Below are 13,464 nucleotides of genomic sequence, written 5' to 3' on the forward strand. Positions count from 1 at the left end.
GCGGCCGGACCCGGTGGTCAGTCACGCCAGCTCCGCAGGCCCAGCAGGCGTTCGCCCAGCGGCGTGAGCGCGGCGCGTCCGTACAGGGAGCGTTCCTCCTTGCGTACCCCGCCCTCGGGCGGGTGCGGCGGGACGCGGTCCTCCCAGAAGCGCACGCGGGCCTGGCGCAGACCGGTGTTCTCCTCCCACGCGGGGGCCATCGTGAGGTACTGGGCCATCCGCACCCGGTCCCGGGAGACGTTGGGGTGGACGCCGTGCGGCAGCAGGCTGTTGAAGATGACGAGGTCGCCGGGGCGGACGCGGGGCGTGGTGACGCCGTATCCGGTGAGGTCCGGGGTGAAGGGGTCGCGGTCGCCGGGCTGCGTCCGCACCCAGCGCTCCCAGTCGGCGAAGATCTCCGGGACGCACTGGAAGCCGCCGATCTCCTCGTCGCCGTCGGACAGCGAGAGCACCCCCTGGCAGCGCACCGGCGGCGGGTCGGCGCTGGTGTCCACGTCCCAGTGCACGAAGCCCTCGAAGGCGCGGGAACCGCGGTTGGGCGGGTTGACGTTGGCGTAGTCGATGGTGACCCACAGGTCGGTGCGGTCCCAGACGTCGACGAAGGCGTCGTAGACCCGCTGCGTCTGGCGGATGTCCCACTGCGCCTGGTGGTTGTACAGCTCGACCAGCCCGCTGTGTCCGGGCAGCCGTTCGTTGCCGGTGTGCGGCGAGGACCAGGTCGCCGGGTCGTCGGGGCGCATGTCGAGGAAGTCCCGCAGGGCGGCGGCGAGCCGTTCGGCGTCGCGCCCGGGGACGGCCTGCCGGACGACCACGTACCCCTGGGTCGTCCACTGCTCCCAGTCCCGGGGCGACAGCACCCGCAGCGGCAGCGTCTTGCGCACGTCTCTCAGCTGGACGGTGCCCACGGGCACACCTCCCGGGGTGCGGCACCGGGCCGCGGCCGGGTGCGGAGAAGACGGAGGCGGCGGGCGTGGCGGGCGCGGCGGGTGCGGCTCACTCGATCACCATCCGCCGCTCGGGCAGGACGACGGCGTCCAGCGCGGTGTCGGCGAGCAGCCCGAGGGCGTCGCCCAGGGAGTTGAGGATCGGCATGCCGCCTCCGTTGGCGCTGGTGTTGACCAGGACGGGCAGCCCGGTGCGGGCGCCCACCGCGTGGCACAGCCGGTGCAGCCCCGGGTGGACCTCCGGGCGGACGGTCTGGAGCCGCGCCGTGCCGTCGATGTGCCGTACCTCCGCCAGCTCACCGGCCCGCGCCGGGTCGACGCGTACGGCGAAGAGCATGGTGTCGGTGTGGTCCAGCGGTCCGGTGAAGTACCGCTCCGCGACCTCGGCCGGGCACAGCGGGGCGACCGGACGGAACCACTCCCGCCCCTTGATCGTGTGCGAGACGTGGTGCCGGGCGCCCTTCCAGTGGGCGGAGACGAGCAGGGAACGGTGTCCGAGGGCCCGCGGGCCCGTCTCCAGGCCGCCCTCCAGCCAGGCGACGCAGCGGCGGTCGGCGAGCAGCCCGGCCACCGCCTCGGTGAACTCCGCGTCCGTGGCCGCGGTCCGCACGGTGCGGCCCGCGCGCAGCGCCGCGCGGTGCGCCCCGTCGCCGCCGCCCTCCAGGGGGCCTCCGGCGTAGGCCAGCTCCGGCCACAGCGTTCCCGCCGCCAGGGCGGGCCGCTCGGCCGGGTCGGCGGCCGCCAGGGCGGCCCCGAGCGCGATCCCGGAGTCGTCGCAGCAGGTGGGCACGTGGACCCGGGTGAACTGGCCGGACTCCACCAGGGCGCTGTTCGCCGTGATGTTGAGCGCGCAGCCGCCCGCGTAGCAGAGCGTGGAGTAGCCGGGGAAGCGCCTGCTGACGCCGGTGACCAGGGACACCAGATCGCGTTCCACGACGGCCTGGAGCGTGGCGGCCAGATCGCGGCAGACCCGGTCCTCGGGGCTGTACCCGACGGCGGTGACGCGGCCGTCGGCGGTGCGGATCTCGTCGGGGAACACCGATCCCAGAGAGTGCGTGACGTCGTCGTCGGAGGCGTCGGCGAGGCCGCCGTCGAGGTACCCGCCGCTGCCGGCGTCGTAGGGGTACCAGGTGCCGGCGTAGCGCAGCGCGGTGCCCGCCAGCAGCCCGTCGGCCAGCGGCTCGTACAGGTCGGGCGAGCGCTTCCGCGTCCCCTGCGGGACGGCCATGGCCCGCAGCACCGGCAGCAGGGCCTCGTCCACCTCGCCCGTCGCGGACAGCCCGAGCAGCTTGCCGGTGTCGAACTGGCTGCCGTGGACGCGCCGGGCCAGGGCCTCGTAGACGAGGCCGAAGCGCGGCCCCGTGCGGTTGGTGAAGGACATGACGGGGGTGAGCCGGTCGCCCTCGCCGAGGCAGACCATGCCGCACTCGGCGTAGTTCCCCGTCCCGTCCAGCGCGACGACCAGGGCCCGGCGGGCGCCGGAGGTGTGGTAGGCGAGCGCCGCGTGCGCGTAGTGGTGCCGCACCGCCGTCAGCGGGACGTCGCCCAGTGCCTCGGCCAGCGGCCACCGCGCGGGCCGCAGCGGGCGCACGACGGCGTCCGCCAGACCCCCGCCGGGGCGCGCCCACCAGGCGTCCTTGCCCACCAGATCCACCAGCGCGGGCGGGAGCACCCGGCACACCGGGGTGTACCAGTCCGCCACGGCGATCCGGGTCACCGGCGAGGAGGCGCGCTGCCGCAGCTCCTCCAGCCAGCTTGCCGCGGCACCGGCGAAGCCCTCGTTGCCGCCGCACACGTGCCGCAGCCCCAGCCGCCGTTCGGCCTCGATGACGTGGAAGCCGGACGCCTGGGTGAGGGCCGCGCCCGCGTCATGGCCGAAGTGCATTCCGATCGTTGCCATGGGACGTCAGCTCGCCTCCTGCTCGGGGACGCGGTTCACGCGTAGGCGGCGGTGGTCTGGGCGTGGTGGCGCTCCAGCAGCCCCTGGACCACCTCGCGCATGTAGGCGCAGTAGCCGGGGGACATGAGCTGGATCGAGCCGTTCTCCTCCTCCAGCGCCCCGGCGGAGCCGCCCGAGCAGGTGCCCTGGAGTTCGCAGCCCTGGCAGCCGGGCCCGTTGGTGTAGGCGCGCATGCCGTAGTCCTGGTAGGCGGGCGAGGCGAAGATCCCGCGCCAGTCGTCGATGCTGCCCAGCTTGCGGGCCGTGGCCTTGCAGGCGAACACGCTGCCGTTCGGTTCGATCGACAGCTGCCGTCCGACGGCGGGGCAGGTCTTGTAGTCGGCCTGCTCGGCCCACTTGGCCTCGTCGATGATCATCTGGAAGGTCTGGTACCAGTAGCCGCTGAGCTGCACCCCGCGCCCCCGTCCGTAGTCGACCGCCGCGAGGAGGCGCTGGGCCACGTCGTGCGGACTGTGCCGGTCGAAGAACTCCCGGGCCTGGAAGGAGACGATCACGTCCAGGGAGTCCAGCCCGGCCTCGGCGACGAAGTCGATGAGCGGGGTGCCCCACTTGTCCCAGGTGTACTGCGAGAGCACGGTGGTGACGCTGACCGGCACCCCGGCGGCCTTCATGTCGAGGATGGCCTTGCGTACGACGGCCCACGGGGTCCGCTGCTGCTGCCCGCCGCGGAACTCGCCCGTCTCCGGCACGAGGTAGTCGATGGAGACGGTGGTGTCCACGCGGTGCCGGGCCAGCGCGGCCAGCAGCTCGTCGTCGATGCGCGAGCCGTTGCTCGTCAGGTCGTAGGAGAGCGTCACCCCGTCGTAGGCGTCGCCGAAGGTGCGCAGCACGTGCAGGATCGTGCCGCGGGCCAGCGTCGGCTCGCCGCCGAAGAAGGAGACGGTCAGGTGGCCGCCGCCGTTGGCCTTGCGCAGGGCGACGGCCTCCCTGACGGTCTTCTCGGCCACCTCCCGCGTCATGTGCATCGACGGGTTGCGGCCCGCGTCCTGCCCGTGGTTCCAGTCGCCCTGGGCGAGCGTCGGCCCCGAGTCCGGGCGCGCGCGGCGCAGCTCCACCAGGACGGGGCCCGGCTTCACGGACTCGCCCGAGGTGTTGCGCTCCTCGACGCCGCCGTCGAAGTTGTAGGCGAAGCAGCCCTGGCAGGAGAAGTTGCAGGCGTTGGTCAGGACGAGCTGGATGGAGGAGTGGAACACGCCGGTGGCGAGCACGTCGCGGCGGCTTCGGAGCAGCGCGTCGATCTCGGCGGCCTCGTCGTGGCCGGCCTCGACGAGGTAGCGGGCCTCGATGAGGTCGTGCAGGGACGCGTCGTCGATCCGGGTCCTGAGCTGGTCCAGCGTCATGCCGTCGGCCGCTTCCCTCAGCAGCTCCACCGTGTCCTGGTCGATCAGCCGCGCATTTCCGTAGAGGGAGTGGTAGGCCATGGTCCGTCCGGTTCCGTCGAAGGAACCGAGGCGTCCTCCGAAACGCGTGAAATCGCGGTCTTCGGCGGAGCGCAGCGTGCGGGTGTAACGGGAGGACTGGTAGATCGAATTGGGCATGGACGGACCTTTCCCCTGCGTTTCACGGCATCCGGCGAGGCGTCGGAGAATCGGCCCGCCGCAGGAGGCGCACGGGATGCCCCGCCTGCGGCGGAAGGGGGCCGGGGTGCTGCGCCCGGCCCCGAAGGTGTGTCAGCGCTCAGGCGGGCGCGTCCTGCTTGGGCTGGTCAGCAGTCGCAGGAGCGCTCTGCGCGGACTTCCGGACCGGGATGATGGTCGGGGCGTTGCCCTTGTCGGGCGAGACGAACGCACAGGGACGGGACGACGCGGTGACCGCGGGCCTGACCACTTTCCGCACTTCGGCCATGTGGCCTCCTCAACTTTGTTTCGGGCGCGCAACAGGGATCACTGAAGCAGAATGACAGGCAGCTACAAAGGGCGCTTTCAGTCACGACGGAACGGCCGGATCGCGTGAGAGGAAAAGACTTCGGACCGGCGCTTTCCGATCATGCGGGAAAGATCGCAGTAAGCGCGTTCTGAGTCGTTTCCTTTCCGTGCGGCAAGGAAAGAGCGGCACCCGGCCGGCGGCGCCCCGGCGGCCGGCCCCGGCCCGCGGGGGCGCGGCGCCGCCCCGCGCGTGCGGCGGCGCTCCTGGGCCCGGCCCGCAGCCCCTGCCGTGGTCAGGCCCCCGGCGGGGCGCCGCCGGCCGTCTTCGGGGAGCCGGACCCCGGCCGCCCGGCGGCGGTCCGCGCGCCTGCGGCGGCGGGCGGCACGGCCACGGTGCGGGAACGGCACGGGGCCGCCCGCCAGCCCGCGGGGACGGCCGCGGGCCGCGCGGCGCGGGGCGGCGTGCGCCGGGAGCCGGACGGCCGCGGGCCGGGCGCCGTCCCCCGTCCGGGCGACGGGCCACCGGACACCCCGGGGCCGCGCGGCTGGCGCATTCGCGCCGTGTGCCGCCCCGGCGCCGGGGACGGGTGCCGTCGCCGCGGGCGCGTTCAGGTGGCCGCGGGACGGGCGCGCACGTGCATCCGCTCGCCCTGAGGTCCGAAGAGGGACAGGAACTCCACCGGCTGCGGGTCCGCGTTGTAGAAGGCGTGCGGCAGCCGGGTGTCGAACTCGGCCACCTCCCCGGCCGCGAGGGCGAGGTCGCGCTCGCCCAGCACCAGGCGCAGCCGCCCGGACAGGACGTAGATCCACTCGTACCCCTCGTGGACCTGCGGCTGGGGCGGGACCTCCCCCTCGCGTCCCGGGGGCAGGATCAGCTTGTAGGCGCTCAGGCCGCCCATGTGCCGGGTGAGCGGCACGTAGGTGGCCCCGTGCCGGGTGAAGGGGCGCGGATGGACGCGGGGGTCGCCGGTGGGCGGAGCGCCCACCAGTTCGTCCAGCGGCACCCCGTGCGCCTTCGCCAGGGGCAGCAGCAGCTCCAGGGTCGGCTTGCGCTGCCCGGACTCCAGGCGGGAGAGCGTGCTGAGCGAGATGCCCGTCGTCTCGCTGAGCCGGGCCAGTGTCGTGCCGCGTCGCTGGCGCAGCGCCCGCAGCCGCGGCCCCACGGCGGTCAGGAAGCGGGAGAGGTCGTCGTCTGCCATCCCTCCATTTGCCGACCCGGCAACAAACTTTGTCAAACGCCGCGGTGCGGGCGCAGCATCGGCCGGGAACGGAGGGATTCCCCATGGACACACGAACAGAACAGCCGGCCGCGGCGCCCGCGGAGCAGCTCGGGCACCACGAGGTGGTGGTCGTCGGCGGCGGCGCCGCCGGACTCAGCGCGGCACTCGTCCTGGCCCGCGCGCGCCGCTCGGTCCTCGTCGTCGACGCCGGGCAGCCCCGCAACGCCCCGGCCGGGCACGTCCACGGCTACCTGGGGCAGGAGGGCGTGCCGCCGGGGGAGCTGCTGGCCCGGGGCCGCGACGAGGTCACCGGATACGGCGGGACGATCGTCACGGGCACCGTCACGGAGGCCGCACGCGTGGACGGCGGCGGATTCCGCGTCGTCCTGGCCGACGGCCGCGCCGCCCTCGCCGACCGGCTCGTGGTCACCACGGGCCTGACCGACGAGCTGCCCCCGGTGCCCGGCCTCGCCGGCCGCTTCGGGCACGACGTGCTGCACTGCCCCTACTGCCACGGCTGGGAGGTACGCGACCAGCCGGTCGGCGTCCTGGCCACCGGACCGCTCGCCGCCCACCAGGCCCTGCTGTGGCGGCAGTGGAGCAAGGACGTGACGCTCTTCCTGCACACCGTCCCCGGCCTCGGCGACGACGACGCCGAGCAGCTCGCCGCCCGGGGCGTCACCGTCGTCACCGGAGAGGTCACCGGCCTGGACGTCACCGGCGGCCGGCTCACCGGCGTCACCCTGGCGGACGGGCGGACCGCTCCCTGCGCGGTCCTCGTGGTCGCTCCCCGCTTCACCGCCCGCTCCGGCCTCCTCACCGGCCTCGGCCTCACCGCGACCGACGTGGAGCGGGACGGACACGTGATCGGCCGCCGCGTCGCCGCTGACCCGGACGGGGCGACGGAGGTCCCCGGCGTGTGGGTGGCCGGCAACGTCACGGACCTCACCCAGCAGGTCGTCGGCGCCGCCGAGGCGGGCCGCCGCGCCGCCGCGGCCGTCAACCTCGACCTGCTGGCCGAGGAGACCCGCCGTGCCGTCGCCGTCCACCGGGAGCAGCAGCGCACCGCCGAGGAGTTCTGGGACGCGCGCTACGGGGAGAGCGAGCGGATCTGGAGCGGTGAGCCCAACGCCGCCCTCGTGCGGGAGAGCGCCGGGCTCGCCCCGGGCACCGCGCTGGACCTGGGGTGCGGAGAGGGGGCCGACGCCGTCTGGCTCGCCCGCCAGGGGTGGCGCGTCACCGCCGTGGACGTCTCCGGCGTCGCCCTGGAGCGGGCCGGGCGGCACGGCCGGGAGGCGGGCGTCGCCGACCGCGTCGACTGGCAGCGCCACGACCTGGCCCAGTCCTTCCCCGCCGGCCCGGACGGCGGCTTCGACCTCGTCCTGGCCGCGTTCCTGCACTCGCGCGGCGACCTGCCGCGCGAGGAGGTCCTGCGGTCCGCCGCCGGGGCCGTGCGCCCCGGCGGGACGCTGCTGGTCGTCGGGCACGCCGGGGTCGCCTCGTGGGAACACGCGGCCCGCGTGCGGCTCCCCACGGCCGACGAGGTGCTGGAGTCGCTGCGGCTCCCCGAGGGGCAGTGGGAGGTGCTGGTCAGCGCCGAACACGACCGGGAGCACCCGGGCGGGCCCGGCGGTCCGCAGGCCCCCCGCAGGGACAACACGCTGAAGCTCCGCCGCCTGCCCGGCTGACCGTCCCCGCGCGGGCGCGGCCCGCGCCGCGCCCGCGCCGGTACGGGAGACGGGGACGCGCGGTACGGGCGCCCGGGAGCCGGACGCCTCAGAAGGCGGTGATCGTCGCCGGGGCGCGTTCGGCGCGGCTGAGGGCGCGCAGGACGCCGGTCGCTCCGTGGCGGCGCACGGACAGGCGCGCCAGCAGCGTGACCACCGTGTCGGCGGCGCCGGGCGCGAGCGGCGGGGCGGTCAGGCCCACGCTGACCGCCAGGTCGTCCGCGTGCACCGCGAGTTCCATCATGCGGGTGACCAGCAGGTCCTCCAGCTCCAGGGACCACGCTCCCCACAGCGGGATGCGCACGGCCCGCCGCGGGGCCGCCGCCAGAGCGGGCCCCAGCTCGGCCACGGCCGCGTCCAGCCGTGCCGCCAGCACCTGCGGCCCCTCGGCGGCGATCTCCTCGCCGCCGTCGCGGATGCGGACGTTGATCGCGGCGTCCGCGCCGGCGTCGATCCACTCCACCCGGGCGTAGTGCCCGAGCAGCGGAACGACCGGCTCCCGTGGCACCGGCGCCGCCAGGGCCTCCGGTACGGAGAGGACCTGGTAGGCCAGGTGACCGGCGAGACCGCCCACGCTGAACCCCGGCAACGCGCTGGGGCTCTCCCACGCCCCGGCGACCTCCGGCGCGCGCACCAGGCCCGCGGCCGAGCGCGCCGTGGACAGGAAGTCCTCCCTGATACCGGTCATGCCGCTGCGTCCTCCCCGCTCGGCGCCGTCCGCGCGTCCCGCGTCCGGCGGTTCCCGCCGCCTGAGCCTGCCGGCCCCGCCGGCCCCCTGGGGAGGATGGCCAAAGCGGCGGCCCCGCACAAGCACCTCGCCCGTCCGGGCCCGGATTCCGCTCCCGGCGCACCGGGCCGGCCCGCCCGGCCGCCCCCGTTCGTGGGGGATTTTGCGGTTCCGCTGGCGCGGCGCGGGAGCGTGGGCATCCTGGGTGCCATGGCTGAGCTGGGTGACAACGTGCCCGCGTACCGGACCATCCGTGTGTCCGAACCCGACGGGCCCGTGGCGGCGGTGGCGGACGTGGAGGCGTGGCAGGCGAGGGAGGCGTATCCGGACGTCCTCGCGGCTGCCGGTCCGGTCTTCGGGGTGGTGCGTGAGCGGGATGCGGGCGGCTGGGAGGTGGTCTCGTCGTTCACCGACCTCGCTCCGCAGGACGCCAGGGACGGCATGGGGGCGCAGTTCCGCATGCTCGCCCAGGAGCGCGAGCGGGCCGGGGACGCCGCCGGGGTCGAGGAGTGCATGCGCGCGGCGGAGCGGATGGAGTGGGAGGCCGTGGACGAGATGACGGTCCTCGGCTCCCGCTTCCGGGTCGCCCGCGCCGAGTGCTTCGTGCGCTCCGGCCCCGACGGCCCCGAGCCCCCGCGCCCCACCGACCCGGACCCGACCGGACCGGGCGACGGGCACCGGGCGCCTGACTTCACCGCCGGGTTCGTGATCGACCCGGCCGCCGCCACCGGGATGTCGGCGGGCATCCTGAAGATGGAACTGCTCGCCATGGTCCCCGTGGCGGGCACCGAGCCCCCCGGGGTCCGCGAGGACGCGCTGCGCGCGGCGCACACCCACCCCGGCGGCGTGCTGCTGCCCGCCACGTTCATGACGGCCGAGCGAGGGCCGCGGGGCCGGTGGCGGCCGGAGTCGACGTGCTCCTCCAGCACCCCGCAGGCCGCCCGCGACGGCCTGGCGATGCAGCTGCGCGTCATGATCCCCTGGCAGCGCCGCCTCGACGCCGCGGCGCGCGCCCCGCTCATGGCCGCGGCGGACCGGCTGGACGCGGAGCGGTGCAACGAGCTGGAGTTCGCGGGCCGTCTGGTGCGCATCGTGCGGGTCGAGCGGCTGGTGCGCATCGGCCCGGACGGCCCCGAGGGGCCACGCCCCTGCGATCCGGACCCGCAGCCGCCGGTGATGGTGCAGCACCAGCAGTTGCGGGAACAGGGCGTCATCACCGACGACGAGGACGAGGACACCCCCATCGAGCTGGACGAGCACACCCAGCGGCTGGCCGCGCTGTACGAGGAGGAGGAAGCGCGCCGCAAGACCCGCCGGGCGGAGTGCTGAGCCCTCCCGGGGCCGCGCGGCTGTGACCCCCGTCGCGCGGCCCCGGCGGAATGCGCGGCCGGCCTCCCGCGTTGACGCCTGGTGCACGGTGACGGCACCACGGCACCGGCGGACCAGAACGTGGGAGGACCCAGGGATGACCGGCACGAACGGCGATGCGGTACGCGGAGCGGCACGAGGAAGCGCCCCGGTGCCGCTGTCCGTGCTGGATCTCGCCACGGTCGGCGCCGGGCACACGGCGGGGGACGCGCTGCGCACCACCGTGGCGCTGGCCCGCACCGCGGAGCAGCGCGGCTTCACCCGCTTCTGGGTGGCCGAGCACCACTCCATGCCCGGCGTCGCCAGCAGCTCTCCCGCCGTCATCCTCGCCCACCTGGCCGCGCACACCGAGCGCATACGCCTGGGCTCGGGCGGCGTGATGCTGCCCAACCACGCGCCGCTGGTGATCGCCGAGCAGTTCGGCACGCTGGAGGCGCTCGCCCCGGGCCGCGTCGACCTCGGCCTCGGCCGTGCTCCGGGCACCGACGGCGCCACCGCCGCCGCCCTGCGCCGCACCGACCGGCTCCGGCAGGACGCCGACGACTTCCCGGAGCAGCTCGCCGAGCTGACCCGCTTCCTGGACGACGACTTCCCCGACGGCCACCGGTACCGCGGCGTCCACGCCGTCCCCGGTCCCGTGCAGGCCACGGCGCCCGGCGGTGTGCAGTCACCGGACCGGCCGCAGGTCTGGCTCCTGGGCTCCAGCGGGTTCAGCGCCCGGCTCGCGGGGACGCTGGGGCTGCCGTTCTCCTTCGCGCACCACTTCTCCGCCGCCAACACCCTCCCGGCGCTCGACCTCTACCGCTCCTCCTTCCGGCCCTCGGCCGTGCTGGACGCGCCGTACGCGATGATCGGCGTCTCCGCCCTCGCGGCGGACGACGAGCGGGAGGCCCGGCGGCAGGTGATGACGGGTGCCCTGTCGATGCTCCGGCTGCGCACCGGCCGTCCCGGGCTGGTGCCGACGCCCGAGGAGGCCGAGGGGTACGCGTTCGGGCCCCGCGAGCGGGAGTTCACCGAGAGCTGGCTCGCCGACGTCGTGCACGGCACGCCGGACCAGGTCCGCGACGGGCTGGACGCGCTGGCGAAGCGCACGGGCGCGGACGAGCTGATGCTCACCACCACCGCGCACACCCCGGCGGCCCGCCTGCGCTCCTACGAGCTGGTCTCGGACGCCTACGCCCTGCCGGACGCCGGCTGAGCGCGGCCACCGGACGCCCGGCGGACGCGCCCCGGACGTGACGCGGGCCCGGCCGGAGCCCCTCAAGGAGAGGCCCCGGCCGGGCCCGCGGGCGTTCCCGCCACGGTGGGACCCGGTCCCGGCCGACGGGGGCCGCCGCGTCCGCTGTCCGGCGGCGGCCCCGGCACGCGTCCGGCGGCGTCAGGGGCGGCTTGCCGCCGTCTCGGGCCGGTCGGCCGCTGCGGAGCCGTCCAGCTCCCGCTGGAGGCGTTCGCCCTCCACGTCGACGTTGGGCAGCAGCCTGCCGAGCCAGCGGGGCAGCCACCAGGCGGCCCGGCCCAGCAGCGCCAGGACGGCCGGGACGAGGGCCATGCGGACCACGAACGCGTCGAAGAGGACCGCGATCGCCAGCCCGAAGCCGATCATCTTGATCATCGACTCGGAGGAGCCGATGAACCCGGCGAAGACGCTGATCATGATCAGCGCGGCGGCGGTCACGACCCGGGCGCCGTGCGTGAAGCCGGTGACGATCGCCTGGTGAGGGGTCTCACCGTGGACGTGCGCCTCGCGCATGCGGGTCACGAGGAAGACCTCGTAGTCCATGGCCAGGCCGAAGACGAGCCCCACCAGGAAGATCGGCATCAGGCTCATCACCGGGCCGGTCTGCTCCACGCCGAAGAGGCCGGACAGCCATCCCCACTGGAAGACCGCCACGACGGCGCCCAGCGCGGCGATCACCGACAGCAGGAAGCCGAGGGCGGCCTTGAGGGGGACGAGCAGGGAGCGGAAGACGACCGTCAGCAGTACGAAGGCCAGGCCGACCACGAGCGCCAGGTAGGGGACGAGGGCGTCGTCCAGCTTCTGGGAGACGTCGATGGCCATGGCGGTCTGGCCGGTGACCAGGACGTTCGCACCGTCGGGGCCGGACGGGCCGCCGGTTGCCCCGCGGATGGCGTGGACCAGGTCCTCGGTCGCGGTGCTGCTGGGCGCGGAGGCGGGGATGACGGTGATCATCGCCGTGTCCCCGGCCTCGTTGAAGGTGGCGGGGGTGACGGCGGCGACGTCGTCGAGGGCGCCCACGGTCTGGGCGGTGCGTGTGGCGGCGGCCTGCGGATCGTCGCTGTCACGGGCGTCGACGGTGACGATCAGCGGGCCGTTGGTGCCGGGGCCGAAGCCCTCGGATATGAGGTCGTAGGCGCGGCGCTGGGTGGTGCTGGTGGGCTGGGAACCGTCGTCGGGCAGGCCCAGTTGCAGATCGGAGGCGGGCACGGCGATCAGGCCGAGGCCCACGACCGAGGTGAGCAGGACCGCGACCGGGCGGCGCAGCACCAGGCGGGCCCAGCGGACGCCCGCGCCGGGCTTGGCCGCCGGGTCCGGGGCACCCCGCTCGCCGCGCTGCTTGCGGGGCAGGACCTTCGTCCCGGCCAGGCCCAGCAGCGCCGGTATCAGGGTGAGGGCGACCAGGACGGCCAGCACCACCGCGCCGGCGGCGGCCAGACCCATCTTGGTCAGGATGGGGATGTCGACGACCGTGAGGCCGGCCAGCGCGATGACGACGGTGAGCCCGGCGAAGACGACGGCGGAGCCCGCGGTTCCCGTGGCGCGTCCCACGGCGTCCAGCGGCTCGCGGCCCTCGGCGAGTTCGGCGCGGTAGCGGGAGACGATGAACAGGGCGTAGTCGATGCCGACGGCCAGGCCGATCATCGTGGCCAGGATCGGCGTGGTGCTGTCGAAGTCCAGCATGCCGGTGAGGGCGGTGATGGTGGTGACGCTGATGCCGACGCCGACGAGCGCGGTGATCAGCGGCAGCCCGGCGGCGACCAGCGAGCCGAAGGTGACCAGCAGGACGAGGGCGGCGATGATCACACCGATCACCTCGGTGGTGCCGGTGTGCGGGATCGTGCTGAGCGCGTCCCCGCCGACCTCCACGGTCAGCCCGGCGTCCCGGCCGCTGTCGGCGGCCTCCTTGAGGGTCTCCCGGGTGGCGTCGGTCAGCTCGAAGGGGGACGTCTCGTAGGTGACCTGGGCGTAGGCGATCGTGCCGTCCGGGCTGACGGCGTTGGCCCGGTAGGGGTCGGTGGCCTGCTGCACCTGCGCACCGTCCGCGACCTCGGCGATGACCTCGCCGACGGCCGCCTTGTGCTCCGCGGTGGTGATCTTCTCGCCTTCGGGGGCCTGGAAGACCACCCGGGCGGTGGCGCCGTCCGGACTGCTGCCGGGGAAGCGCGTCTCCAGCAGTTCGAACGCCTTCTGCGCCTCCGTGCCGGGGATGGTGATCGAGGAGGACGCGGCCGAGGACGCGGTGGCGGCCGCGCCGCCCGCGACCGCCAGCACCACCACCCACAGCAGGGCGACCAGCCCGCGCCGCCGGAAGGCGGAGCGGCCGAGCCGGTACAGGAACGTGGCCATGAGGAAAGGACTCCAGGGTCGGGGAGAGAGGGGGGAGAGGGGGAGGGGGCCTGCGGGTGTGCCGGGG

At 75.1% G+C, this 13,464-nt stretch carries 10 protein-coding genes; 3 read left to right on the forward strand and 7 right to left on the reverse strand.

Translation table 11 applies throughout. From position 1 onward, the window contains the following. Window positions 1–17 precede the first annotated feature (17 nt). The 5 genes from V1J52_RS02920 to V1J52_RS02940 all read right to left on the reverse strand — a co-directional run bounded on the left by V1J52_RS02920 (window position 18) and on the right by V1J52_RS02940 (window position 5,968). The gene (locus V1J52_RS02920) at window positions 18–905 is read right to left on the reverse strand and encodes a phytanoyl-CoA dioxygenase family protein (RefSeq protein WP_330137925.1); all 888 of its coding nucleotides are present in this window, start codon (window positions 903–905) and stop codon (window positions 18–20) included. A gap of 88 nt (window positions 906–993) precedes the next feature. Next, window positions 994–2,844: a carbamoyltransferase C-terminal domain-containing protein gene (locus V1J52_RS02925; protein WP_330137926.1), complete on the reverse strand. Its 1,851-nt coding sequence runs from the start codon at window positions 2,842–2,844 to the stop codon at window positions 994–996. Window positions 2,845–2,879: 35 nt separating this feature from the next. Beyond that, entirely contained in the window at window positions 2,880–4,442 is a 1,563-nt protein-coding gene (locus V1J52_RS02930; RefSeq protein ID WP_330137927.1) for a radical SAM/SPASM domain-containing protein, read from the reverse strand. A 139-nt stretch (window positions 4,443–4,581) separates the two neighbouring features. Further along, window positions 4,582–4,749, reverse strand: a complete 168-nt coding sequence (locus V1J52_RS02935) for a hypothetical protein (RefSeq protein WP_330137928.1) — start codon at window positions 4,747–4,749, stop codon at window positions 4,582–4,584. 628 nt (window positions 4,750–5,377) lie between these two features. Further along, the gene (locus V1J52_RS02940; RefSeq protein ID WP_330137929.1) at window positions 5,378–5,968 is read right to left on the reverse strand and encodes a helix-turn-helix domain-containing protein; all 591 of its coding nucleotides are present in this window, start codon (window positions 5,966–5,968) and stop codon (window positions 5,378–5,380) included. A gap of 83 nt (window positions 5,969–6,051) precedes the next feature. Here V1J52_RS02940 and V1J52_RS02945 point away from each other — a divergent pair, with 83 nt between their 5' ends. Then, window positions 6,052–7,677 (forward strand): FAD-dependent oxidoreductase, encoded by a 1,626-nt coding sequence (locus V1J52_RS02945; protein WP_330137930.1) that lies wholly within the window; start codon window positions 6,052–6,054, stop codon window positions 7,675–7,677. Between the two features lie 88 nt (window positions 7,678–7,765). Here the strand turns inward: V1J52_RS02945 and V1J52_RS02950 are convergent, their stop codons facing one another. Continuing rightward, complete coding sequence (locus V1J52_RS02950) at window positions 7,766–8,404, reverse strand: maleylpyruvate isomerase N-terminal domain-containing protein (RefSeq protein WP_330137931.1); 639 nt, start codon at window positions 8,402–8,404, stop codon at window positions 7,766–7,768. 249 nt (window positions 8,405–8,653) lie between these two features. On the opposite strand from V1J52_RS02950, the gene V1J52_RS02955 reads away from it, so the two are divergent. After that, window positions 8,654–9,772 (forward strand): DUF5954 family protein, encoded by a 1,119-nt coding sequence (locus V1J52_RS02955; protein WP_330137932.1) that lies wholly within the window; start codon window positions 8,654–8,656, stop codon window positions 9,770–9,772. A 136-nt stretch (window positions 9,773–9,908) separates the two neighbouring features. Further along, window positions 9,909–11,009, forward strand: a complete 1,101-nt coding sequence (locus V1J52_RS02960) for an LLM class flavin-dependent oxidoreductase (protein WP_330137933.1) — start codon at window positions 9,909–9,911, stop codon at window positions 11,007–11,009. A gap of 180 nt (window positions 11,010–11,189) precedes the next feature. Here V1J52_RS02960 and V1J52_RS02965 read toward each other — a convergent pair whose 3' ends face one another. Continuing rightward, the gene (locus tag V1J52_RS02965) at window positions 11,190–13,397 is read right to left on the reverse strand and encodes an MMPL family transporter (RefSeq protein WP_330137934.1); all 2,208 of its coding nucleotides are present in this window, start codon (window positions 13,395–13,397) and stop codon (window positions 11,190–11,192) included. Window positions 13,398–13,464: the final 67 nt, after the last annotated feature.

Source organism: Streptomyces solitudinis (assembly GCF_036323765.1).
Lineage (GTDB): Bacteria > Actinomycetota > Actinomycetes > Streptomycetales > Streptomycetaceae > Streptomyces.